Origin of the sequence: Tsukamurella ocularis, from assembly GCF_965138335.1 — a bacterium.
GTDB classification, from domain to species: domain Bacteria; phylum Actinomycetota; class Actinomycetes; order Mycobacteriales; family Mycobacteriaceae; genus Tsukamurella; species Tsukamurella ocularis_A.
The window spans coordinates 178,761-199,783 of the sequence record NZ_CBCSDV010000003.1; the positions used below are offsets into that span (position 1 = coordinate 178,761).

Below are 21,023 nucleotides of genomic sequence, written 5' to 3' on the forward strand. Positions count from 1 at the left end.
ATGACCCACCTGCCGTGTTGCTCAGCAGGTGGCGTCTGTGTACGACGGTACCCGCGAACTTCCGTCCCGGCGACCGATATGAACAGCTTGCTAGAGGTGGCACCGGGGGCCGCGGAACCCGCTCACGCGGCGTGTCGCGACCCCCGGTGTCCTGCCGTCGAACTACTTCGCCGACGCCTTGCGGTACGGGAACACCGTGTCGACGATGCCGTACTCCTTGGCCTGGTCGGCCGTGAGGATGTTGTCGCGATCCGTGTCCTTGCGGATCTGCTCGACGGTCTGGCCGGTGTGGCTCGCCAGGATCTCGTCGAGGCGGTTGCGCGCGCGCTCCATCTCGGCCGCCTGGATCTCCAGGTCGGAGACCTGGCCGCGCATCGAGCCGCCCGTCCGGGGCTGGTGGATGAGCACCGTCGAGTTGGGCAGCGCGGCGCGCTTGCCCGGGGTGCCGCCGGCGAGCAGGATCGCGGCGGCCGACGCCGCGGTGCCGAGCACGACCGTCGCGACGTCGCAGTGCACGTACTGCATCGTGTCGTAGATGCCGAGCGCGTCGTAGAGGCTGCCGCCGGGCGAGTTGATGTAGATCGTGATGTCGCGGTCCGGGTCCTGCGACTCGAGCACCAGGATCTGGGCCATCACGTCGTTCGCCGAGACCTCGTCGATCTGGTTCTTGAGGAAGATGATGCGCTCGTCGAAGAGCTTCGAGTACGGGTTGGTGACGCGCTCGTTGCCGTTCGCCGCGCGCTCGATGAACGACGGGACGTCATAGCGGTTGGTGGCGGGGACGTGCAGGCCCTGGGCCGACATCGTGGTGGGGTAGTAACCCTCGGTCATTTCCAATGTCCTCTCGCTACTTGACGGAGCTCGCGCGGCTGACGACGTGATCGACGAAACCGTAGTCCCGGGCCTCCTCGGCCGTGAACCACTTGTCGCGGTCGGCGTCGGACTCGATCCGCTCGATCGACTGGCCGGTGAACTGGGCGTTGAGCCGGTTCATCTCGATCTTGGTCTTGCGGAACAGCTCGGCCTGGATCGCGATGTCGGCCGCGGTGCCACCGATGCCGGCGGACGGCTGGTGCATCATGATGCGCGCGTGCGGCAGGGCGTAGCGCTTGCCCTTGGTGCCGGCGGCGAGCAGGAACTCACCCATCGAGGCGGCCATGCCCATCGCGTACGTCGCGACGTCGCACTCGACGAACTCCATGGTGTCGAAGATCGCCATGCCGGCGGAGATGCTGCCGCCGGGCGAGTTGATGTAGAGGTTGATGTCCTTGGTCGGATCCTCCGCCGACAGCAGCAGCATCTGCGCGCAGAGCTGGTTCGCGATGTCGTCGTTCACCTCGCTCCCGAGGAAGATGATCCGCGACTCCAGGAGGCGGCTGTACACCGAATCGTTGAGGTTCAGGCCGGCCATTCCGGCCCGCATGCTGGGGTTGGAGGTCATCCGCTGCTCCCTGCCTTTCTTTGCTGTCATCGACACTAACGAACGCGCAGGGCCGGTACGTCCCCCGGCACGCCCGGCTCCGCTGAGGGCAGAAACGCCCCGCAGCCGGTCCGGCTGCGGGGCGCTCCGCGGGGTTCTACTTCTCGTCGGCCTCGGAGGTGATCTCCTCCGCCTCGGCGACCACGGCCTCCTCGGCAGCGGCCTCCTCGGCGAGCTCCTCGCCGGCGTCCTCGCGGTCGAACAGCGCCTTGGTGTCGACGGGGTTGCCGTCGGCGTCCTTGACCGTCACCTCGAGCACGACGTCCGCGAGGCCCTTGCCGCGACGGACCTCCTGGAAGAGGGCGGGCAGCTGACCGGCCTGCTGGATCTGCTGGATGAACTCGGCGGGCTGCATGCCGTAGCGCTGCGACTGGAACAGGATGTGCTCCTGCAGCTCCTGCTGGTCGACCTGCACGTCCTGCGCGTCGGCGATCGCGTCGAGGAGCAGCTGCACCTTGACCTGCTTCTCGGCGGACTCGCGCGCCTGGGTCTCGAACTCCTCGCGAGTGGTGCCCTGCGCCTTGAGCGCGGTCTCGAGGAGCTCCTCGTTGTGGCCCACCTGGTGCAGCACGTCGTGCACGTTGGCGTCGGCCTGCTCCTTGACCACGGCCTCGGGCAGCGGCACCTCGACGGCCTCGAGCAGCTTGTCGAGCACGGCGTCGCGGATGTCCGCGGCCTGGCCCAGCTTCTTGTTCTGCTCGACGCGCTCGCGGAGGTCGGCGCGCAGCTCCTCGACGGTGTCGAACTCGCTCGCCAGCTGGGCGAACTCGTCGTCCAGCTCGGGCAGCTCGCGCTCCTTGACGGAGTCGACGACGACGGTGACGTCCGCCTCCTTGCCCGCGAACTCGCCGGCCACGAGGGTGGTCGGGAACTCCTTGGACTCGCCGGACTTCAGGCCGACGATGGCCTCGTCGAGACCGTCGATGAGGTTGCCCGAGCCGACCTCGTGCGAGAGACCGGTGGTCTTGGCGTCCTCGACGTCCTTGCCGTCGACGGTGGCCGACAGGTCGATGGTGACGAAGTCGCCGGTCTCGACGGCGCGGTCGACGCCCTTGAGGGTGCCGAAGCGGGCGCGGAGGCCCTCGATCTGCTCGTCGATGTCGGCGTCGGTGACCTCGAGCGACGGGACCTCGACCTCGATGGCCGAGTACTCGGGCAGCGTGATGTCGGGGCGGACGTCGACCTCGGCGGTGAACGAGAAGGTCTCGCCGTACTCGAGCTTGTCGATGTCGATCTCGGGCTGGCCGAGGGCCTTGATCTCCGAGTCCAGGACGGCCTGGCTGTACTTGCCCGGCAGCGCGTCGTTGATCACCTGCGAGAGCACGGCGTCGCGGCCGACGCGCGCCTCGATCAGCTTCGCGGGGGCCTTGCCCTTACGGAAGCCGGGGATGTTGACCTGCTGCGCGAGCGTCTCGTAGGCGCGATCGAAATCGGGCGCGAGCTCGTCGAAGGGAACCTCGACGCTCAGGCGGACGCGAGTCGGGCTCAGCTGCTCGACGGTGCTCTTCACTCGTTCTCCTCGGGTTGGTATCAGCGGGAACGCCGCGTGATGTGCGGTTTCCTGCGGGCAGCACGGGGCCCCGTCGGGCCCACGGCACTCGGGCAAGCGTACGCGACGGCGTTCGACCCGCGACAGCCCGGGCGGGGGCTCCGACACACCTGCCGGGCGCGGGCGGACCGGCGATCGACCATGATGAGCGCATGATCGTCGTCGGACTCGTCCTCGCCGCTGTCGCGGCGCTCGTGCACTGCTTCATCTTCTACCTCGAGTCGATCGCGTGGACCTCGCCGCGCTCGCGGGCGACCTTCGGCACGACGGAGGAGACGGCGGAGGTCACCCGCCCGCTCGCGTTCAATCAGGGCTTCTACAACCTCTTCCTGGCGATCGCCGTGTTCCTGGGACTCGCGCTCTTCGGCCCGCAGCGCGCGGTCGGCGCGACGTTGGTGCTCGTGGGCGTGGGGTCGATGCTCGCGGCGGCATCGGTGCTCGCCCTCTCGGACCGGACCAAGCTCCGCGCCGCCGCGATCCAGGGCTTCGCGCCGCTGCTCGCGACGGTGTTCCTCGCCGTCGGGCTGGCGGCGTAGCGCCGCGGCACTCCTCCGTCGGCGATCGCGGCGACCCGGACGCGCGGAAGTCCTACCCTGAGACGGTGGAACTGACGCTGCGCGCGATGGAACGCACGGACCTGAGGTTCGTTCACGGCCTGTTCAACGACCGGGCGGTGATGTCGTACTGGTTCGAGGAGCCCTTCGACGCGCTGGCCGAGCTCGAGGACATCTACGAGCGGCACATCCACGACGAGCGCGAGCGGCGGTTCATCATCGAGTACGACGGGCTGCCGGTCGGACTGGTGGAGCTGGTCGAGATCAACGTGATCCACCGGAACTGCGAGTTCCAGATCATCGTCGCCCCGTCTGCGCAGGGCAAGGGCTACGCAGCGCCCGCCACCCGCAAGGCGCTCGACTACGCGTTCCGGATCCTCAACCTGCACAAGGTGTACCTCTACGTCGACGTCGCCAACGAGAAGGCGGCACACGTCTATGAGACGTTGGGATTCACCGAGGAGGGCCTCCTCCGGGAGCAGTACTTCTCGAACGGCCGTTACCGCGACGCGCGACTCATGGGCATGTTCCAGCGCGACTTCCTGGCCACGGACTCGCCGGTCGCCTGATCGCGCGCTCCCAACCGCACATTGTGATGTGCCTCCCATCGGCGCTCCGGTGTGAGTCGATGCGGCTGCACAGCACTGGTGGCACGCCGTCGGTAACCATGGGGAATGACCACCTCGACGGAGCAACAGCCCACGAAGCAACAGCCCCGCCCGGTCGTCTCCCGGGACGCCGCGATCGGACCCGACGCACGCCTGTCCTGGCTCCTCGCAGGCATGGCGGGCATGGTCGGCGCGGTGGCCTTCCTGCACTCGGCGGGCTACTTCGTCACCTTCATGACCGGCAACACCGAGCGCGCGGTCCTCACGTGGTTCAAGGCATCCGACGCGCAGCAGGTGGCCGGGGCGGGCGCGCTCGCCGCGACGGCGCTGATCGTCGCGTTCGTGACCGGCGTTGTCGTGGCGTCGATCTGCCGCCGCTACTTCTGGCAGAACCACGCACACGGGCCGACGGTGCTCACCACCGCCGGACTCCTGGTCGCGTCGGCGACGGACTTCGTCCTGGACGGTTTCGCGGAGCCGGAGGTGCGGTTCGTCCCCATCCTCATCATCACCTTCTCACTGGGCGCGCTGAACACCTCGTTCACGAAGAACGGCGAGGTCTCGGTGCCCCTCTCCTACGTCACGGGCACGCTGGTCAAGCTCGGTCAGGGCATCGAGCGGCACGCGACGGGCCACGGCACCGTCTTCGACTGGCTCGGCTACGCCCTGGTCTACGCGGGCTTCGTCCTCGGCGCCGCGGTCGGCGGCATCATCGGATCGTTCGTCACCGGTCCGCAGGTGATCCTGGCCGCCGGTCTGCTGTGCGGCGCGATCACGCTGGTGACGTTCCTGCACTCGGATCGCCGGAAGCTGCTGGGCTGACCTGCTCCGGCACACCCCACCGGTCCGGGTTCAGCCGGATCTCGATCCCGCTCGCAGGGATCTCCGTCCCGCCGGCGGCCGGCCTGGTCCGGACCGGCTCCCCCGTCTCCGCATCCACGAACACCAACGGCGCCCCCTCGGGCTGCAGGTGGGCGTCCCCGAATTGGATCAGCGCGAGGAACACCGGCAGCAGGTCCTGCCCCGCGGCCGTGAGCCGGTACTCGTCGCGGGCGCGGGCGCCGGGCTCGCGATACTCCGCCACTGCGATGAGATCCGCGGACGCGAGCTGTTTGAGCGCGCGCGAGACCGCGGGGGCGGAGGTCTCCGTCCTGGTCACGAGGTCGTCGAAGCGCGACGTTCCGTAGAGGAGTTCGCGGACCACGAGAAAGACCGTCTTCGTGGTGAGCAGGTCCAGCGTGCGGGCGGCGGAACAGCCGTCGCCGATCGCCCACCGGCTCCGGTCGCGCAGTCGCTCCTCGAACTCCATGCCCCGATCATAACTAACGCTTGCGTTAGTCAGGAGGCGATGCTTGAATCAAGCTGACTAACGTAGTCATTACTCAGAAGGAGTCGCCATGGTCGCCATCAAGGACGCCGTCGTCGTGGTCACCGGAGGCCGACGGGGCCTCGGGGCCGCATTGGTCGACGGGGCGCTGGCCCGGGGAGCGCGGAAGGTCTACGCGACCGGTCGCGCACCGTTCACCGATCCCCGCCCGACGGTCGTGCCCGTCGAACTCGAGGTCCGGTCGGCGGCGTCCGCCGAGGCCCTCGCGCGACTCGCGTCCGACGCCGAGATCGTCTTCAACAACGCCGGAATCATGACGCCCACGCCGCTCGTCACGGGCGATCCACGCGAGATCGAGGCGATGTTCGACGTGAACGCCTTCGGGCTGCTCCGCGTAGCGCGAGCGTTCGCACCCGTCCTCGCCGCGAACGGCGGAGGCGCCCTCGTCGACATGCACTCGGTGCTGTCGTGGCTCGCGGGCTCCGGAGGGTACGGCGCCTCCAAGGCGGCCGCATGGTCGATCACCAATTCACTGCGGGCCGAGCTCGCGGGGCAGAACACCCAGGTCGTCGGGGTACACGCGGGCTTCATCGACACCGACATGGTGTCGGAGATCCCGCTGCCCAAGGCGACGCCCGAGGCGATCGCCGCGGCCATCCTCGACGGTCTCGAGGCCGGCGACGTCGAGGTCCTCGCCGACGAGATCACCGCCACGACGAAAGCGGCCCTGTCGGGCCCCGTCGAGGCCCTGGCGTTCCCTGCGGGCGCCTAGCCCACCCCCGTCGACACGAAGGAACCACCATGCCGCTCTGGAACATCCACCACACCCCCGACGTCTTCACGGACGCCGAGAAGCAGTCCCTCGCCGCCGCGATCACCGACCAGTACGCGGCGATCGGCCTTCCCCGCTTCTACGTCGTCGTGCTCTTCCACGAGGTCGCCCCGCAGGACTTCTTCATCGGCGGCGAGAACGCCCCGACCGCGGTTCGCATCGCGATCGACCACATCGCCCGGCACGCCTCCGACTCGGAGAACCGGACGCGGATCGCCGAGTGGGTCCGCGCGATGGTCGCCCCCTCGCTGGAACGACACCCCGGCCTGCAGTGGGAGTTCCACGTCGACGACACCAGCGAGGAGATGTGGATGATCAACGGCCTCGTGCCGCCGCCGGCATGGTCGGAGGCCGAGCGGGACTGGGCGAAGACGAACCGGTCCGCCGCGTACTAACGCTATTGCGGTCACCGCGAGCACAACCGGTGACGCGGCGGGCGTCCGCCGATACGTTCCGGACGGTGAGTACCGCCACCGTCGACGACTTCCCCGCCCCGTCCGCACCCGACCGCTCCCAGCTGCGGCGCGTGATCGCGGCGTCGCTGCTCGGCACCACGGTGGAGTGGTACGACTTCTTCCTCTACTCGACCGCGGCATCGATGGTGTTCAACAAGCTGTTCTTCCCGGACACGAGCTCATTCGTGGGCACGATGCTCAGCTTCGTGACCTTCGCGGTCGGCTTCGTGATGCGCCCCGTCGGCGGTCTCGTCTTCGGGCACATCGGCGACCGGATCGGGCGGCGGCAGACGCTCGCACTCACGATGCTGCTGATGGGCGTAGCGACCGCGCTGATGGGCGCGCTGCCCACCGCCGAACAGGTGGGCGTCCTGGCGCCGATCCTGTTGCTGCTCCTGCGGATCGTGCAGGGGTTCGCGCTGGGCGGCGAGTGGGCGGGCGCGGTCCTGCTCGCCGTCGAGCACGCACCCGAGGGACGCAAGGGCCGTTTCGGCGCGGTCCCGCAAGTCGGCCTGGCGCTGGGCCTCGGGCTCGGCACCGCCGTCTTCGCCCTCCTGCAAACAGTTTTCGATGACGACCAGTTCCTCCGGTTCGGCTGGCGCATCGGCTTCGTGGTGTCGATCGTGCTGGTGGTGATCGGCATCGTCGTGCGGCTGGCGGTCGACGAGACCCCGGCGTTCGTGGCGGCGCGGGCCACGCTGGACACCACCCGTACTCCCCTGCGCCAGCTGCTCGGCGATCCGGTGCTGCGCCGCAACACGATCGCGGGCTGCCTCGCGCGCTGGGCGGAGGGCAGTGCGTTCAACACATGGGGCGTCTTCGCGATCACCTACGCCACGGCGACGCTCGCGATGAACAAGGTGGACGTCCTCCTCGCGGTCACCGCGGCGGCGCTCGTGATGGCCGTGGTGATCCCGTTCGCGGGCGTCCTCGCGGATCGATTCGGCCCTGCGCGCGTGTACGGGACGGGCGTCCTGCTCTACGGCCTCGCCGTGTTCCCCGTGTTCGCACTGTTCGGCACCGCGTCGATCGTGTGGTTCACCGTGGGCCTCGTCATCGTCTTCGGCCTGATCCACGGCGTCTTCTACGCGGCGCAGGGCACCTTCTTCGCGAGCCTGTTTCCCACCGAGGTCCGGTACACGGGTCTGTCCGTCGTCTACCAGTTCTCGGGGATCTACGCTTCGGGCCTCACTCCCCTCATCCTCACCGCCCTGATCCACAGCGCCGACGGTGCGCCGTGGACCGCGGCGGGTTATCTGGTTGCGACCGCATTCGTCTCGCTCGCGGCCACGGCGTGGATCCGGCGCGTCGCGCAGCCCACGAGGACTACGCTCGGCGGATGACCCGCTCCGACGACGGCGACGAGTTCGTGGATTCGTTGGTCCTGCGCGACATGACCGACGGCTCCGCCGACTTCCACGCCGAGGACATCGCCTTCCTCCGTCGCAATCCGCAGGTGCTCGACAAGCTCGCGGATCCGCTCGAGGTGAAGCGTCGCTACCTGTACGTCCTGTTCGGTGTCGCGGTCGTACTGGCGGCGATCTCGAAGGTCTTCGAATACACCGGACTCTTGGATGCGCACCCCGTCCCGCACGACCTGGCGACCAACGTCCTGTTCTCGATCTCGATCGAACTGCTCGGGGCCGCCACCGTCGCCTTCCTCCTGGAGCTGGTCTTCGAGAAGCGGATCCGCCGCAACCAGAACCTGGTCGCGAAGCTGCTCCGGGAATCGTCGCCGAACAACGAGCAGCACGGGGACGCCTGAACCTCGCGCTGCGGACGCAAAACCGGCGGGCACCCTTCTGTGATGCATGCCACACTGCGTCCATGACAGCCCATATCCGCGAGTTCCACGACGACGACCTGGACACCATCGTCCGGCTCTGGGAGGCCGCCTACCACCGTGGAACGCCCCCGGTGTACTCCATGGCGGAGGTGATCGCCTCCTGCCAGCAGGACCACGCGATGGTCGCCACGGAGGGCGATCGCGTGGTGGCGGTGGCCGTCGGCCGCGCGGCGCACGCGCAGGGCTGGATCGTCTTCTTCGACGTCGCGCCCGATACCGATCCGACCGTCGCGGGCCTGGTGCTCGACGCGCTGGAGCGGCGGATGGCCCCGCTCGGACTCGGGAAGCTGTCGGTGCTGACCGCCGGCGACGACGACGCCTCCGCCGCGCTGTCGAAGAACGGCTTCGTCGTTCGGGATCCGGTCCGCTATCTGGAGCGGCCGATGCCCGTGCAGCGGCGCGAGCTCGACCTGCTCAAGGAGGTCGGCGGGCGTCTGCTCCCGCGGCAGCTGTGGGACCGCGTGAGCGGCATGCGACGGGAGAAGGAGATGCTCGAGCAGCGTCTGGTGACCCCGCTCGCCCGGCCCGACATGGCCGAACGCTTCGGCGTCATGCCGCCGCACGCGGTGATGCTCTTCGGCCCGCCGGGCACCGGGAAGACCACCTTCGCCAAAGCGGTGGCCTCGCGCCTGGACTGGCCCTTCGTCGAGCTCTTCCCGTCGCGGCTCGCCGACTCGCCCGGCGGCCTCGCCGGTGCGCTCCGCTCGGCGTTCGAGGCGATCGCCTCCCTGGAGCACGCCGTGGTCTTCATCGACGAGGTCGAGGAGATCGCCTCGCATCGGCGCGGCGATCCGCCGTCTCCCACGCAGGGTGTGACCAACGAGCTGCTCAAGCAGGTCGCCGAGTTCCGCGATCAGGAGGGTCGACTCCTGGTGTGCGCCACCAACTTCGTGCGCGCTCTCGACGACGCCTTCCTGCGGCACGGGCGATTCGACTACGTCATGCCGATCGGCCTGCCGGACGCCGACGCCCGCTCGGCCATCTGGGGCCGTTACATCCCCGTGCACGTCGTGGGCGCGGTCGACGTCGCCGCCCTCACCGCCGCGAGCGAGGGAATGACGCCCGCGGACATCGAGTACGCGGCCCGCCGCGCCTCGCAGGACGCGCTCGCGCGGGCACTCGACGCGCCGGACGGCTCCCCCACCGAGGAACTGAGCACCGACGACTACCTGGCCGCCCTCGCCGCGACCCGAGCCACCGTCTCGCCCGCCGTCGCGGCCGAATTCTCCGAGGACATCGAGACGTACGCGCGGCTCTGACGTCCCTGACCGGCCGGTACTGATTGGGAACACAGGATCGCTGTCTGATACAGTTTCGAACAAGTTCGTGAGCGTGACTGTAAACCGCTCAGTGAAACAGAGGCCGGGGCGCGTTACAGGTGCCACCGGCCTCGCCCATATCCCGAGTCATTCGCGCGTCACTCGACGATGCTGACCCTGTGCCACTGCCCCGTCGCGAGGACCTGCGCCAGCCGGGCCGCGTCACCCGCGCGCTGATACAAGAACAACGAGCCATCCTCGACAACGACGCCGCCATCGCCACGAAGGTCCTCGCGAAGGCCCGGCTGAACGACGTTGTACTTTCCCCAGGTGATCGCACCGTCTGTATGCATGGTCCGATCATATCCGCGCCCGCGTGGCTGTAACCCGCCCTACCAGCACCAGGCCCGCTGCGCACCAAACGTTCTCGAATCCCGCTCTCGACTCTTCCTCCGCGCTCGCCGCCCTTCTCCGCGATCGCTCGCCGAGTCCGCCGCGACGTGCAGGCCTAGGCTCGGAGACATGCCCCGTCCCGCCCGATCGAACGAGCCCAACCCGGCACCGTCGGCGGCGGTGAACGCACGGACCGTCCCGGAACTGGACGCCCTGATCTGCTCCTGCCGGGCGTGCCCGCGCCTGGTGGCGTGGCGCGAGGAGGTGGCTCGCGTCAAGCGGGCGGCGTTCGCCGACGAGGTCTATTGGGGCCGACCGGTGCCCGGGTTCGGGCCGGTGGACGCGCGGATCCTGATCGTCGGTCTCGCGCCGGCGGCGCACGGCGCCAACCGCACCGGCAGGATGTTCACCGGCGATCGGAGTGGTGACGTCCTGTTCGCCGCCCTGCACGCGGTCGGGCTCGCGAACCAGCCGCACGCCGTGTCCATCGACGACGGTACGGAGCTCCACGACACCCGCATGAGCTCGCCCGTCCGCTGCGCACCGCCGGACAACAAACCGACCCCGACGGAACGCCGAACCTGCGCACCTTTCCTCGCCCGCGAACTCGCGCTGCTCCCCCGACTCCGCGTCGCGGTGGTGCTGGGCGCGTTCGGCTGGCAGGCGCTGTTCGCCGTCCTGGTCGAGGACGGCTGGCGGGTACCGAGGCCGCGGCCCGCGTTCGGCCACGGCACCCGCGTCGACCTCGTGCACCCCAACGGCCGCGCGCTCGCCGTCCTCGGCTGCTTCCACGTGAGCCAGCACAACACCTTCACAGGGCGCCTGACACCCACCATGCTGGAAGACGTTCTCCAGCGCGCGCGGACGATCGCGGGCGACGATGCAGCGGAAGGGGTGACGGTGGCCGTCCGAGTGAAGCGGGTGTACGAGACGGAAGCCGCGGGCGACGGCGAGCGGATCCTCGTCGACCGGCTGTGGCCGCGCGGGATCAGCAAGGACCGCGCCGACCTGACGCAATGGTGCAGGGCGATCTCACCGTCCACCGAGCTGCGGAAGTGGTACGAGCACGATCCCGCGAAGTACGCCGAGTTCGTCGAGCGGTACCGGGCGGAACTCGCCGAGCCCGAGGCGGCCGCCGCGTTCGAGGGCCTGCAGGCCCGGGTCGAAGCGGGACCCGTCACCCTGCTCACCGCCTCCAAGGCCGAGGACATCAGCCACGCCCACGTCCTCGCCGCGCTCCTGACCGGGCGCGACCCTCTCCTTCGTTGACAGATCGAACTTCTCCGACCGGCACCGTCGGGCCCGCCCCGGCTGCTAGCGTCGCGCCGTGGCCGCGCTGTCCTTCCTCGACCGAGAGCACTCCGTCGCACCGCTGAACTACAACCGGTGGTTGATCCCGCCTGCGGCGCTGGCCATCCACCTGTGCATCGGTCAGGTGTACGCGACGAGCGTCTACAAGGACGCGCTGGTCAAGCACTTCGACACCAACAAGACCATGATCGGCATCGTCTTCTCCGTCGCCATCGTGATGCTGGGACTCTCGGCGGCGGTCTTCGGTACTTGGGTGGATCGAGTGGGGCCGCGGCGCACCATGTTCACCGCGGCGAGCTGCTGGGGCGCGGGCTTCCTCATCGCCGCGGCCGGCATCGCGACCGGCCAGCTGTGGCTCGTCTACCTCGGGTACGGCGTGGTCGGCGGCATCGGCCTCGGCTTGGGCTACATCTCGCCCGTCTCCACGCTGATGAAGTGGTTCCCCGACCGGCCCGGGCTCGCGACCGGTATGGCCATCATGGGGTTCGGCGGCGGCGCCATGGTCGCCTCGCCGCTCTCGAAGGAGTTGATGACGTTCTACGGCGGCGCCGACGCCGGCGGCAGCGCGGTGACCAAGCTCTTCATCACTCTGGGCATCGCCTATTTCGTGGTGATGATGATGGGCGTCTTCACCATTCGCGTGCCCGCGCCCGGCTACGTCCCCGCGGGCTTCGACCCCGCCGGCGTCGCCTCCAAGGCGATGGTGAGCACCGGGAACGTCTCGGCCGCCAACGCGATCAAGACCCCGCAGTTCTGGTTGCTATGGATCGTGCTGCTGTGCAACGTGACCGCGGGCATCGGCATCCTCGAACAGGCCGCCGACATGATCCAGGACTTCTTCCGCAACGGCAGCGGCGTCTCCACCGTCACCGCGACCGTCGCCGCCGGTTTCGTCGGGCTGCTGTCGGTGGCGAACATGGCGGGCAGACTCGGCTGGTCGACCACGTCGGACTACATCGGCCGCAAGCCGACCTACATGATCTATCTCGGCGTCGGCATCCTGCTCTATCTCGGCCTGGCGACCGTCGGCGCCTCGTCGACGGCGTTGTTCGTGCTGTTCTGCGCGGTGATCATCTCGTTCTACGGCGGCGGCTTCGCAACGGTGCCCGCCTATTTGAAGGACCTCTTCGGCACCTACCAGGTGGGGGCGATCCACGGGCGCCTCCTGACGGCGTGGTCCACGGCGGGCGTGCTCGGCCCGCTCATCGTGAACCGGGTGCTCGACTCGAAGAAGGATCGGGTCGACGAGGCCGGACGGGCGATCCCGCTCGAAGCGGCCGACTACCACCTCGCGCTGTACATCATGATCGGCGTCCTCGTCGTCGGCTTCCTCGCCAACCTCGCCATCCGCCCCGTCGCCGACCGCTGGCACGAGACGGGCACCGTCGTCGATGCCGTCGACGCCGCGCACGCACCGAAGGAGTCCCGATGACCGACACCGGAACCGACGAGCGGCACCCCGTCCAGCTCGTCGTGACGTGGACGCTCGTCGCCATCCCGTTGCTCTACGGCCTGTACAACGCGATCGACGCAGCGCTGCAGCTCTTCCAGGGCTGACCGGCGGGCGTTCTCAGCGGGCGCGGCGGAAGAAACCGCGACGGGGCCGGCGCGGCTCCGGCGGGATGAGTGCCTCACGGAACCGGTCCGCGAAGCCCGCGATCGCGCGCTGCTCGTCGTCGAGGAGCCGACGGTTCCCGCTGGTCACCTCCACGGCGATCGGTGTGCCCGGGCCCACGCCGAGGTCGGCCCAGCAGAGCGAGAGGTTCTGTGCGAGGAGTCGGCGCTCGCCGACGATGAGGTAGATCCTCGAGACGTACCGCGAACTCTCCCAGCTCAGGCGAGCGGCGCGATCGGCGTCGAGATAGCCGTGCGCGACGAAACGCTCCAGGTACACGCGTCCGACCGTACGCCGCTCACGCGGCTTCCGGGGCCTTCCCGGGGGCGTCGGTCACGGGCGGGGTGAGCGACCAGACCGTCAGGTACGCGAGGCCGAAGAACGCGGCGACCGCGGCGGCCACCCCGGTGGACTGGACGTAGGAGAACGGCGAGGTCACCCAGTCGAGCGTCGCGACGACGACGGCGTCCGGCCGCGTCACGAGGTCCCACGAGTTCCACCGCTGGAAGCGACCGATCACCACGCCGATAGCGCAGAGCCCCACCGACACCACGACGGCGAGCCACCCCCACCACACACCGAACTCACGCTGCAGTCGGCGGTGCACCAGCAGCATCGAGACGACGCCGAGCAGGATCCCGGTCCATGCCGCGAAGCCGTACTGCAGCACGTGCCGCCACATGTTCTCGCCGTCACCGAGATGCACCAGGTCGGTCACCAGGTACGGCGAGTTGGGCAGGAACGCCAGCCAGCCGAGGCCGAGGGGCACGAGCGCCCAGCGACGGCGGACCGTCGCGAAGCCCATCGCGAACAGCATGGGGATCCACGCGAGGAAGAGGTTCCAGATGAGGAACCGGCTCGGGTAGGTGAGCGGAGCCGCGGGATCCGTGGTGCCGAGGACCACGGTGAGCGCCGTCGTGGCGAACAGGGAGGCCAGCAGCAGCACAGCGCGCGTTCTCGTCATCAGATCAGTTTGCCAAAGCACCCGGAGTCGTTAACAAAGGTCAGGTCTGACCATGCGGGACTCGTGGCACGACCACTCCTCGTCGAACTGCACGGCACCGTCGAGCTCGAAGCCGTGCTTGCGGTAGAAGGCGAGCGCCCTGGCGTTCCCCGTCGCCAGCCACAGGTAGGCGCCACCCGCACCGATCACCGCCTCCATCAGCGCCGCGGCGACGCCGGTGCCGTGGTGTTCCGGCAGGACGTTGAGGGACCAGAGCTGGGTGTCCGACGGTGCGCCTTCGTCGCGCGCGGTGCCGCCCGTCGCGAATCCGACGATCCGCGCGGTGACCGCATCCACCGCGCAGCGCGTGCGCACGCCCGCGTGCGCCTGGTGGTTCAGGTCCGCCAGAATCCGCTCCCAGCGTTCAGTGCCGTCGGCCACGGTGAGTGCATCGAGTCTCGCCTGGTCGACCATGCCCGGGTACGTCGCCTTCCACACCCTCACGTGGACGGACGCCAACGCCGCGGCGTCGTCGGGGCGCGGCGGCCGGGTCACATACCCGCCCGGTGGGTCACTCATCGGGGCCACGCTAGCGCAACACCGCAGCCGCGCGGGCGCGACGAAATCCCGTTGCCGCCGGCTGTCGGTCTCCGTACCGTCGGTGCCGACTCCGCCCACGTCGCGTCTACCCGGTAAGGCCGCGACCTACCCGCGATGGTGAGGGTGGCCGCCCGTTCGAGCCGGGCCGGAGCCGGAGGGCTCACATCGACGCGGGCGTAGTCGGGGTCCTCGCCACGGGTACTCTCTTACCTGGTCGCGCGAGCGATCACGGGATGTGGCGCAGCTTGGTAGCGCATTCGCTTTGGGAGCGAAGGGTCGCAGGTTCAAATCCTGTCATCCCGACAGAGGGGCGGCACCGCCGCGGTCGGGCACCCGGCCGGGTAACGATCCCACCCCGGTGCGCGATACACCCGACGAACCAGACACCTCGATTCGTCGTGCGCGGTGTCGTTCCGACGACACGCGCCCCGATCCATCGCTGCCCGAGCCGATGTACCGGCGACGATCCCGATCCAGGAGGGACCAGCCATGCGCAGCGGAACCGCACTCGCCGACCGCTACCGACTCCTCCGGCTCATCGCCACCGGTGGCATGGGCCAGGTGTGGGAGGCGATGGACACGCGGCTCGACCGCCGCGTAGCGGTCAAGGTGCTCAAAGCGGAATTCTCCGAGGACCAGGAATTCCTGGCCCGCTTCCGCAACGAGGCCCGCACCACCGCCGCCCTCAACCACCCCGGCATCGCCGGCGTCTACGACTACGGCGAAACCGCCGACCAGACCGGCGGCGCACCCCTGGCCTACCTCGTCATGGAACTCGTCAACGGCGAACCCCTCAACGCCGTCCTGTCCCGCCTCGGCCACCTCAGCCAAGCCCAGGCCCTCGACCTCCTCGAACAGACCGGCCGCGCCCTCCAAGTCGCCCACACCGCCGGCCTGGTCCACCGCGACGTCAAACCCGGCAACATCCTCATCACCCCCACCGGGCAGGTGAAGATCACCGACTTCGGCATCGCCAAAGCCGTCGACGCCGCACCCGTCACCAAGACCGGCATGGTCATGGGCACCGCCCAGTACATCTCCCCCGAACAGGCCTCCGGCGAGGACGCCACCGCCGCCTCCGACGTCTACTCCCTCGGCGTCGTCGGCTACGAATGCCTTACCGGCCACCCGCCGTTCACCGCGGAGACCGCCGTCGCTCTCTGCGTCCAGCACATCCGGCAGGAGCCGCCTGCGCTGCCGGGGTGGGTCCCCGCCGCCGTCGACGACGTGATCACCCGGGCCCTCGCGAAGGAACCGCGGCGGCGTTTCGCCGATGGTGGCGAGCTTGCGGAGGCGATCACGCAGGCCCGGCAGTTCCCGACGCACCGCTCCCGGCCGGTCCGAACCGCGGCGTACGCGCCGACGGTGCGCCGCCCCGTCGGGTCGCGCCCCATCGACCCGCCCGTCGGGCCGCGCACGGTCNCGCGGCCGCAGACGCCCCCGCCCTTCGGATCCGCCGCACCCACGCAGCCCCACNCCGGCCGCTCCGTTGCACCCACGCAGCCCCACGCCGGCCGCTCCGCCGACAGCCCTTCCTCCGCCCGAGCCTCGTCCGCCGGACGCCGACGCAAGCGGTCCGCCGCGGCCGCCGGCGCGCTGGCGGTCGCCGCGATCGCGCTCGGCGGTGCGATCGCCGTGAACACCTCGGGCGATGACGGTGCCGGGACCACGGCGGGTCCGACGGCAGACAACCCCGGCGGACTGACCACGGCGCGGGAGATGGCCGAGCGCCCGTCCGACCGGGTCGGCCCCGCGCCGCTGACGCGACCGACGGACGTCCCTCGGACCACGACCACCACCGTTCCGCGGCCCACCAGCACGCCGACCTCGCCGACCAGTACCTCTACCTCGACGACGCCGACATCGAGCACCACCACGACGACCACGACGACCACCACCACGACGACGCCGACGACCACGTCCTCGACCACGACGACGAGCGCATCGTCGTCGAAGGCCCAGCAGGATTCACTCGTCTAGCGGCCGCCGGACCCCCAACACCGCGTAGACGGCGATCCCGACGACCAGAGCCCAGAAGGCGGCGCCGACGCCCGCCACCGTCGTGCCCGAGGCGGCGACGATGAACGTCACGGCGGCGGGCACGCGGGCGGATTCGTCCGCCATCGCCCCGGCGCACGCGGCGGCGAAGGCGCCCACGAGCGCGACGCCGGCCACCGCCTGGATCACGCCGTCGGGTGCGGCCAACACCACGGCGGTCAGGCCCGTACTCAGCACGCCGAGAACGAGATTCGCCGCGCCCGACGAGACGCCGGCGATCCATCGCCGCGAACGGTCCTCCCCCGCATCGGGTCCCGCGGCGAGCGCCGCGCTGATCGCGGCGAGGTTGATCGCGTGCCCGCCGAAGGGGGCGCCGAGGACGCTGCCGACGCCGGTCACGGCGAGCGAGGGGCGCCAGGGCACGGAGTACCCGTAACTCCCGAGGACCGCGGCCCCGGGGATGTTCTGCGAGGCCATCGTCACGATGTACAGCGGCAGCACGACGCCGGTGAGCGCCTGCAGAGTGATCGACGGGGTGGTCCACTCGACGTGCGGGATCAGCTCCGCCACCGCGGGGACGGCGTCGTCGCGCACCAGCGCCACCGCGATGACCACGAGCGCGGCCACGAAGGCCAGCGGCACCGCCCACCGCGGGCGGACCTTGAGCAGCACCAGCCACACCAGCAGCACGGGCGCGACCGCCCAGGGATGCTTCGCGAGCGAGGTCACCGGGGCGATGCAGAGCGGCAACAGCACCCCGGCCAGCATGGCCTGCGCGATCGGTGTGGGGATCCGCTGCACCCAGCGCGCGAGCGCCGGCCAGAGACCGGTGAGCACGAACAGCACGCCGCACACGGCGAAGGCGCCCACGGCCGCCGGCCAGCCGCCCGCGACGGCGCCGGTCGTGGCCAGCAGCGCGGCGCCGGGCGTCGACCAGGCGCTGATGATCGGCATTCGGTACCGCCACGAGAGCAGCGCCGACGCGGCGCCCATGGTCACCGTGACGGCCAGGAGGCCCGACGCCGCCTGGCCGGGCGTCGCGCCCATGGCGCGCAGGCCTGCCAGCACGACCGCGAAGGCGGACGTGTACCCCACCAGGGCGGTCACGATGCCGGCGCCGACCGGCACCATCGTTCCGTTCTCAGAACGTTCCATGAACAGAACGTAGCATGGAGGCATGCCCTCCCCCGACGTCGGCCGACGCCTCCGCGAGCTGCGCACCGAGCGCGGACTCAGCCTGTCCGAGCTGGCGCGCCGCGCCGGGGTGGGTAAGGGCTCGCTGTCGGAGATCGAAGCGGGCGGCCGCAACCCGACGGTCGAGACCCTCTACGCGCTGTGCGGCCCGCTCGACGTCCCGCTGACGGCCCTGGTCGGCGAGTCCCCCGGCGCGCACAGCGTCGCCGACGGGGGCATGCGCTCCGCACTGCTCTCGGTGCGACACCTTCCGCACGTCACCGTCGAGGTCTTCCGGCTCGAGTTCCCCGCCGGTTCCGATCACGTCTCCCCCGGGCACGGCCCGGCCGTCCGGGAGCATCTCACCGTGGTGGACGGTGCCCTCACCGTCGGCCCGGTGGGCTCCGAGATCACCGTGCAGCAGGGCGATTCGCACTCGTGGACCAGCGACGGTCCGCACCGGTTCGCCACCGTCGACGGGGCCGAAGCCGTCGTGGTGATCACCACGCCGCGCTAGAAGGTCTCCGCGCCCCGCGTGCTCACGACCATGCCGTGGCCGGTGGTGCGGTTCGTGAACGCCGTGCCGTATTCGTTGGCGACGATGAACCATCCGCGCGCGGTGTAGGTCTTGTAGTCGAGCGTCACCGGATCGATGGCGCCCAGGTTGCCGAGGACGTAGGAGAGCTCGCCGTCGCTGGTGACGTTGACGCCGTTGGCCTCGTCGCCCGACCCGGTCCGCGGCCGCGGCTGATCGAAGACGAGCTGGCAACCGGCGCTGCTCGCACTGACCTGGCAGCGAGTCCGGCCACTGCGGGTCTGGATGAAGGTGAAGCCGTTCCCGTTGTCGGGCAGGGGGATCGCCGTGGCGGCGGCACCGGACGCGGGAGCACTGCTGGTCGACGGGGCCGTGGTCGTCGTAGTGGTGACCGGCGCGGGCGTGGCGGGAGCGGGCGTCGCGATGCCCGGTCCGACGCCGCCACGGATGACGGTGACGCCGGCGCCGTTCCCGGTCACCGTCGCCGAGCATCCCGCGAGGAGCGCGCAGCCGCACGCCACCACCGCCGGCACGAATCGTGCGCGCATCCGGACCTCCACAACCTCGTCACTACTGCCCCAAGAGTAGACTCAGTTCCCTTCAGTTGCACGAACGCTGCGACGTCGGTAAGGCCCGACCGCCTCACACTCCGGCCGAGCCGGGCCGGCTTCGCCGGGCCGGGCGTAGCGTCACGATCGTGAATCTGCTGCTGCTGTCGCTCAATGCCGGCGCCCTCCCCGACTTCCTCCGCCGGCACACCGGCCGTGAGCCGAGCGCCCTGCGGATCGGCTTCATCGACGACGCCGGCGCGCCGTACGCCGACCAGCCCTTCGGCTCGTTCGAGTGGACCCAGCTCACCGACCTCGGGTTCCGACTGACCCGGATGACCCTCGCGACGTACACGGACGCGGCCGACTTCGACTCCGACCTGAACACGGTCGACGCCGTGTACCTCTCGGGCGGCCACACCTTCGTCCTCCTCGGCGCGCTGCAGCGCAACGGCATCGGCGACGTGCTCGCCAAGCGCATCCGCGCGGGCCTCCCCTACATCGGACTCAGCGCCGGGTCCGTCGTGGCCGGGCCGAACATCGAGCCGGTCGCGCCGCTCGACGACCCCGCCGAGGCGCCCGGGGTCACCGATTTCACCGGACTGGGCCTGGTCGACACCGTCGTCATCCCGCACGCGGACGGCGCCCTCCCGCCGTACCCCTCGTCGATGATCGACGACGTGGTGCGCACCTACGGCGACCGATTCCCGCTGACCCGCGTCAACGACGATCAGGCGCTCCTCGTCGAGAACGGCGTCGCCACCCTCGTCCCCTCCGCGATCACGTAGGCGGTCGCGCCGCAGAGCGCGTCACACGCCCTCGTTCCCGCCTCCGCGCGCCTTTGCGAGCGTTACGATCGACCGATGACCGGCATGCTCTCCGACGTATTGCCCTCGGTCTGTAGCGCTTTCGGCATCGCCGGAGAGAACCCGCTGGGCCTGACCGTCGAGCGGGACATCGTGCTCCTGCTCATCGACGGGCTCGGCGCGGAGCTCCTGCGCCGCCACGCCGAGGACGCGCCGACACTCGCGGCCCACGTGCGCTCCACGCTCGACGCGGGCTTCCCCGCGACCACGGCCAGCAGCCTCTCGAGCCTCGCCCTGGGCGCGCCGTGCGCGGCGCACGGCATCGTCGGCTACAGCTTCGGCGTGCCCGACGAGCACGGCCGGCGCCTGTTCAACTCGCTCCGCTGGACCATCGACGGGGCGAGCGGCCCCGATGCCCGGGAATCGCACCCGCCCCGCGAGCTGCAGCGCCGCCGCAGCCGGCTCGAGGACCTCGCGGACGCGGGCGCCGAGATCCACTACGTGGTGCCCGCCTACCAGGAGACCTCCGGGCTGACCCGGGCCTCCTTCCGCGCCGCGGGCGTCCTGCATCCGGCCTCGCACCTCGACGAGGTGCGCGCGGGTGTGCTCGCCGTCGCCCGGCACGACTCGGCGACCCGACGGTTCGCCTACGCGTACACCGGCCTGCTGGACGCGGCCGGGCACATGCACGGGCCCGGCTCCCCCGAGTGGCTCGGCGTGCTGCGCGCCGTCGACGCGATGTTCGAGGATCTCCTGGCGGACCTGCCCGGCACCTGCACGGTGCTCGCGACCGGAGACCACGGGATGATCCAGGCCGAATCTCTGGTGAACCTCGACGTACTGCCGGCGCTGCAGCGCGGCGTCCGGATCATCGCCGGCGAGGCGCGGGTGCGGCACGTCTACCTCGCGCGGGGGCACCACGTCGACGACGTCCTGGCGCGGTGGTCGGAGACTCTCGGCGCGCATGCGCTCGTCGCGACCCGCGAGCAGGCGCTCGACGAGCACTGGTTCGGTCCCACGCCCCCGAACCCGGTGGTCGCGCACCGCATCGGCCACGTTCTCGCGGTCGCGCAGGGCGGATCGGTACTGGTGACGCCCAGCCAGGAGCCGATGGAATCGCGGATGCTCGGCCATCACGGCGCGTGGACCGTCGACGAGCAGGCGATCCCGCTCATCACGTCGCGGTGATCC

General features: G+C 70.2%; 25 protein-coding genes, 1 tRNA gene and 1 pseudogene. 17 read left to right on the forward strand and 10 right to left on the reverse strand.

Annotated elements, in window-relative coordinates; translation table 11 throughout:
* Positions 1-162: 162 nt before the first annotated feature.
* The 3 genes from ACNAYW_RS05180 to tig all read right to left on the reverse strand — a co-directional run bounded on the left by ACNAYW_RS05180 (position 163) and on the right by tig (position 2,990).
* Positions 163-804 (reverse strand): ATP-dependent Clp protease proteolytic subunit, encoded by a 642-nt coding sequence (locus tag ACNAYW_RS05180; protein ID WP_068525836.1) that lies wholly within the window; start codon positions 802-804, stop codon positions 163-165.
* A 43-nt stretch (positions 805-847) separates the two neighbouring features.
* Entirely contained in the window at positions 848-1,441 is a 594-nt protein-coding gene (locus ACNAYW_RS05185) for an ATP-dependent Clp protease proteolytic subunit (protein ID WP_415848683.1), read from the reverse strand.
* 136 nt (positions 1,442-1,577) lie between these two features.
* Entirely contained in the window at positions 1,578-2,990 is a 1,413-nt protein-coding gene (gene tig, locus ACNAYW_RS05190; RefSeq protein ID WP_415848684.1) for a trigger factor, read from the reverse strand.
* A 191-nt stretch (positions 2,991-3,181) separates the two neighbouring features.
* On the opposite strand from tig, the gene ACNAYW_RS05195 reads away from it, so the two are divergent.
* From ACNAYW_RS05195 to ACNAYW_RS05205, 3 genes are all read left to right on the forward strand, one after another.
* Positions 3,182-3,565: a DUF1304 domain-containing protein gene (locus ACNAYW_RS05195; protein WP_415848685.1), complete on the forward strand. Its 384-nt coding sequence runs from the start codon at positions 3,182-3,184 to the stop codon at positions 3,563-3,565.
* 65 nt (positions 3,566-3,630) lie between these two features.
* Positions 3,631-4,152, forward strand: a complete 522-nt coding sequence (gene speG / locus ACNAYW_RS05200) for a spermidine N1-acetyltransferase (protein WP_415848686.1) — start codon at positions 3,631-3,633, stop codon at positions 4,150-4,152.
* 105 nt (positions 4,153-4,257) lie between these two features.
* Positions 4,258-5,013, forward strand: coding sequence for a YoaK family protein (locus tag ACNAYW_RS05205; RefSeq protein WP_415848687.1), 756 nt, complete (start codon positions 4,258-4,260; stop codon positions 5,011-5,013).
* Here ACNAYW_RS05205 and ACNAYW_RS05210 read toward each other — a convergent pair.
* Positions 4,964-5,500, reverse strand: coding sequence for a winged helix-turn-helix transcriptional regulator (locus tag ACNAYW_RS05210; protein WP_415848688.1), 537 nt, complete (start codon positions 5,498-5,500; stop codon positions 4,964-4,966). The two genes, ACNAYW_RS05205 and ACNAYW_RS05210, sit on opposite strands and share 50 nt — an antisense overlap.
* Before the next feature lie 88 nt (positions 5,501-5,588).
* Here ACNAYW_RS05210 and ACNAYW_RS05215 point away from each other — a divergent pair, with 88 nt between their 5' ends.
* The 5 genes from ACNAYW_RS05215 (at position 5,589) to ACNAYW_RS05235 (ending at position 9,910) form a co-directional block, all read left to right on the forward strand.
* A complete protein-coding gene (locus tag ACNAYW_RS05215) occupies positions 5,589-6,290 on the forward strand; it encodes an SDR family oxidoreductase (protein ID WP_415848689.1) in 702 nt (233 codons plus the stop codon).
* Between the two features lie 29 nt (positions 6,291-6,319).
* Positions 6,320-6,745, forward strand: coding sequence for a tautomerase family protein (locus tag ACNAYW_RS05220; protein ID WP_415848690.1), 426 nt, complete (start codon positions 6,320-6,322; stop codon positions 6,743-6,745).
* Positions 6,691-8,148, forward strand: coding sequence for an MFS transporter (locus ACNAYW_RS05225; protein ID WP_415848691.1), 1,458 nt, complete (start codon positions 6,691-6,693; stop codon positions 8,146-8,148). The genes ACNAYW_RS05220 and ACNAYW_RS05225 overlap by 55 nt, the downstream gene beginning before the upstream one ends.
* Positions 8,145-8,570, forward strand: coding sequence for a hypothetical protein (locus ACNAYW_RS05230; RefSeq protein WP_415848692.1), 426 nt, complete (start codon positions 8,145-8,147; stop codon positions 8,568-8,570). The genes ACNAYW_RS05225 and ACNAYW_RS05230 overlap by 4 nt, the downstream gene beginning before the upstream one ends.
* A 62-nt stretch (positions 8,571-8,632) precedes the next feature.
* Entirely contained in the window at positions 8,633-9,910 is a 1,278-nt protein-coding gene (locus tag ACNAYW_RS05235) for an ATP-binding protein (protein WP_415848693.1), read from the forward strand.
* 158 nt (positions 9,911-10,068) lie between these two features.
* Here the strand turns inward: ACNAYW_RS05235 and ACNAYW_RS05240 are convergent, their stop codons facing one another.
* Positions 10,069-10,263 carry a hypothetical protein gene (locus tag ACNAYW_RS05240; RefSeq protein ID WP_415848694.1) on the reverse strand — a complete coding sequence of 65 codons (195 nt, stop codon included), beginning with the start codon at positions 10,261-10,263 and terminating at the stop codon, positions 10,069-10,071.
* Positions 10,264-10,432: 169 nt separating this feature from the next.
* On the opposite strand from ACNAYW_RS05240, the pseudogene ACNAYW_RS05245 reads away from it, so the two are divergent.
* The 4 genes and pseudogenes from ACNAYW_RS05245 to ACNAYW_RS05260 all read left to right on the forward strand — a co-directional run.
* Positions 10,433-11,176 (forward strand): annotated as a pseudogene (locus tag ACNAYW_RS05245) (uracil-DNA glycosylase); the annotation flags it as partial.
* A 39-nt stretch (positions 11,177-11,215) separates the two neighbouring features.
* Positions 11,216-11,572: a DUF488 domain-containing protein gene (locus ACNAYW_RS05250; RefSeq protein WP_415848733.1), complete on the forward strand. Its 357-nt coding sequence runs from the start codon at positions 11,216-11,218 to the stop codon at positions 11,570-11,572.
* A 58-nt stretch (positions 11,573-11,630) separates the two neighbouring features.
* Entirely contained in the window at positions 11,631-13,046 is a 1,416-nt protein-coding gene (locus tag ACNAYW_RS05255) for an L-lactate MFS transporter (RefSeq protein WP_415848695.1), read from the forward strand.
* Positions 13,043-13,171 carry an MFS transporter small subunit gene (locus tag ACNAYW_RS05260; RefSeq protein WP_415848696.1) on the forward strand — a complete coding sequence of 43 codons (129 nt, stop codon included), beginning with the start codon at positions 13,043-13,045 and terminating at the stop codon, positions 13,169-13,171. Before ACNAYW_RS05255 ends, ACNAYW_RS05260 begins: the two co-directional genes overlap by 4 nt.
* A 13-nt stretch (positions 13,172-13,184) precedes the next feature.
* On the opposite strand, the gene ACNAYW_RS05265 is transcribed toward ACNAYW_RS05260, so the two are convergent.
* From ACNAYW_RS05265 to ACNAYW_RS05275, 3 genes are read right to left on the reverse strand one after another with little or no spacing between them, the layout of a single operon-like run.
* Entirely contained in the window at positions 13,185-13,508 is a 324-nt protein-coding gene (locus tag ACNAYW_RS05265; RefSeq protein ID WP_415848697.1) for a hypothetical protein, read from the reverse strand.
* Positions 13,509-13,527: 19 nt separating this feature from the next.
* Positions 13,528-14,193, reverse strand: coding sequence for a DUF1361 domain-containing protein (locus tag ACNAYW_RS05270; RefSeq protein ID WP_415848698.1), 666 nt, complete (start codon positions 14,191-14,193; stop codon positions 13,528-13,530).
* A gap of 30 nt (positions 14,194-14,223) precedes the next feature.
* On the reverse strand, positions 14,224-14,751 hold the full coding sequence (locus ACNAYW_RS05275; protein ID WP_415848699.1) for a GNAT family N-acetyltransferase: 528 nt from the start codon (positions 14,749-14,751) through the stop codon (positions 14,224-14,226).
* Between the two features lie 250 nt (positions 14,752-15,001).
* Between ACNAYW_RS05275 and ACNAYW_RS05280 the strand changes: the two genes are divergently transcribed.
* Both ACNAYW_RS05280 and ACNAYW_RS05285 read left to right on the forward strand, forming a co-directional pair.
* Positions 15,002-15,075, forward strand: a tRNA-Pro gene (locus tag ACNAYW_RS05280).
* Positions 15,076-15,261: 186 nt separating this feature from the next.
* Positions 15,262-16,194: serine/threonine-protein kinase (locus ACNAYW_RS05285; RefSeq protein ID WP_415848700.1), on the forward strand; the 933-nt coding region annotated here is incomplete at its 3' end.
* A 546-nt stretch (positions 16,195-16,740) separates the two neighbouring features.
* Here the strand turns inward: ACNAYW_RS05285 and ACNAYW_RS05290 are convergent.
* On the reverse strand, positions 16,741-17,925 hold the full coding sequence (locus ACNAYW_RS05290) for a benzoate/H(+) symporter BenE family transporter (RefSeq protein WP_415848701.1): 1,185 nt from the start codon (positions 17,923-17,925) through the stop codon (positions 16,741-16,743).
* 22 nt (positions 17,926-17,947) lie between these two features.
* Here ACNAYW_RS05290 and ACNAYW_RS05295 point away from each other — a divergent pair, with 22 nt between their 5' ends.
* The gene (locus ACNAYW_RS05295) at positions 17,948-18,460 is read left to right on the forward strand and encodes a helix-turn-helix domain-containing protein (RefSeq protein WP_415848702.1); all 513 of its coding nucleotides are present in this window, start codon (positions 17,948-17,950) and stop codon (positions 18,458-18,460) included.
* Here ACNAYW_RS05295 and ACNAYW_RS05300 read toward each other — a convergent pair.
* Positions 18,457-19,026: a hypothetical protein gene (locus tag ACNAYW_RS05300; protein WP_415848703.1), complete on the reverse strand. Its 570-nt coding sequence runs from the start codon at positions 19,024-19,026 to the stop codon at positions 18,457-18,459. The genes ACNAYW_RS05295 and ACNAYW_RS05300 overlap by 4 nt on opposite strands.
* Before the next feature lie 149 nt (positions 19,027-19,175).
* Here ACNAYW_RS05300 and ACNAYW_RS05305 point away from each other — a divergent pair, with 149 nt between their 5' ends.
* Both ACNAYW_RS05305 and ACNAYW_RS05310 read left to right on the forward strand, forming a co-directional pair.
* Positions 19,176-19,814 carry a Type 1 glutamine amidotransferase-like domain-containing protein gene (locus ACNAYW_RS05305; protein ID WP_415848704.1) on the forward strand — a complete coding sequence of 213 codons (639 nt, stop codon included), beginning with the start codon at positions 19,176-19,178 and terminating at the stop codon, positions 19,812-19,814.
* A 75-nt stretch (positions 19,815-19,889) separates the two neighbouring features.
* Positions 19,890-21,020, forward strand: coding sequence for an alkaline phosphatase family protein (locus tag ACNAYW_RS05310; RefSeq protein ID WP_415848705.1), 1,131 nt, complete (start codon positions 19,890-19,892; stop codon positions 21,018-21,020).
* The last annotated feature ends 3 nt before the right edge of the window (positions 21,021-21,023 follow it).

Excerpts from the sequence above, each read along its gene's own strand:
- ACNAYW_RS05210 (WP_415848688.1), bottom strand. The coding sequence starts at position 5,500 with ATGGAGTTCGAGGAGCGACTGCGCGACCGGAGCCGGTGGGCGATCGGC.
- ACNAYW_RS05230 (WP_415848692.1), top strand. The coding sequence starts at position 8,145 with ATGACCCGCTCCGACGACGGCGACGAGTTCGTGGATTCGTTGGTCCTG.
- ACNAYW_RS05270 (WP_415848698.1), bottom strand. The coding sequence starts at position 14,193 with ATGACGAGAACGCGCGCTGTGCTGCTGCTGGCCTCCCTGTTCGCCACG.
- ACNAYW_RS05180 (WP_068525836.1), bottom strand. The coding sequence starts at position 804 with ATGTCGGCCCAGGGCCTGCACGTCCCCGCCACCAACCGCTATGACGTC.
- ACNAYW_RS05295 (WP_415848702.1), top strand. The coding sequence starts at position 17,948 with ATGCCCTCCCCCGACGTCGGCCGACGCCTCCGCGAGCTGCGCACCGAG.
- ACNAYW_RS05195 (WP_415848685.1), top strand. The coding sequence starts at position 3,182 with ATGATCGTCGTCGGACTCGTCCTCGCCGCTGTCGCGGCGCTCGTGCAC.
- ACNAYW_RS05220 (WP_415848690.1), top strand. The coding sequence starts at position 6,320 with ATGCCGCTCTGGAACATCCACCACACCCCCGACGTCTTCACGGACGCC.
- ACNAYW_RS05225 (WP_415848691.1), top strand. The coding sequence starts at position 6,691 with ATGGTCGGAGGCCGAGCGGGACTGGGCGAAGACGAACCGGTCCGCCGC.
- ACNAYW_RS05235 (WP_415848693.1), top strand. The coding sequence starts at position 8,633 with ATGACAGCCCATATCCGCGAGTTCCACGACGACGACCTGGACACCATC.
- ACNAYW_RS05205 (WP_415848687.1), top strand. The coding sequence starts at position 4,258 with ATGACCACCTCGACGGAGCAACAGCCCACGAAGCAACAGCCCCGCCCG.
- ACNAYW_RS05185 (WP_415848683.1), bottom strand. The coding sequence starts at position 1,441 with ATGACCTCCAACCCCAGCATGCGGGCCGGAATGGCCGGCCTGAACCTC.
- ACNAYW_RS05275 (WP_415848699.1), bottom strand. The coding sequence starts at position 14,751 with ATGAGTGACCCACCGGGCGGGTATGTGACCCGGCCGCCGCGCCCCGAC.
- ACNAYW_RS05290 (WP_415848701.1), bottom strand. The coding sequence starts at position 17,925 with ATGGAACGTTCTGAGAACGGAACGATGGTGCCGGTCGGCGCCGGCATC.
- ACNAYW_RS05310 (WP_415848705.1), top strand. The coding sequence starts at position 19,890 with ATGACCGGCATGCTCTCCGACGTATTGCCCTCGGTCTGTAGCGCTTTC.
- ACNAYW_RS05300 (WP_415848703.1), bottom strand. The coding sequence starts at position 19,026 with ATGCGCGCACGATTCGTGCCGGCGGTGGTGGCGTGCGGCTGCGCGCTC.
- ACNAYW_RS05240 (WP_415848694.1), bottom strand. The coding sequence starts at position 10,263 with ATGCATACAGACGGTGCGATCACCTGGGGAAAGTACAACGTCGTTCAG.
- ACNAYW_RS05215 (WP_415848689.1), top strand. The coding sequence starts at position 5,589 with ATGGTCGCCATCAAGGACGCCGTCGTCGTGGTCACCGGAGGCCGACGG.
- ACNAYW_RS05260 (WP_415848696.1), top strand. The coding sequence starts at position 13,043 with ATGACCGACACCGGAACCGACGAGCGGCACCCCGTCCAGCTCGTCGTG.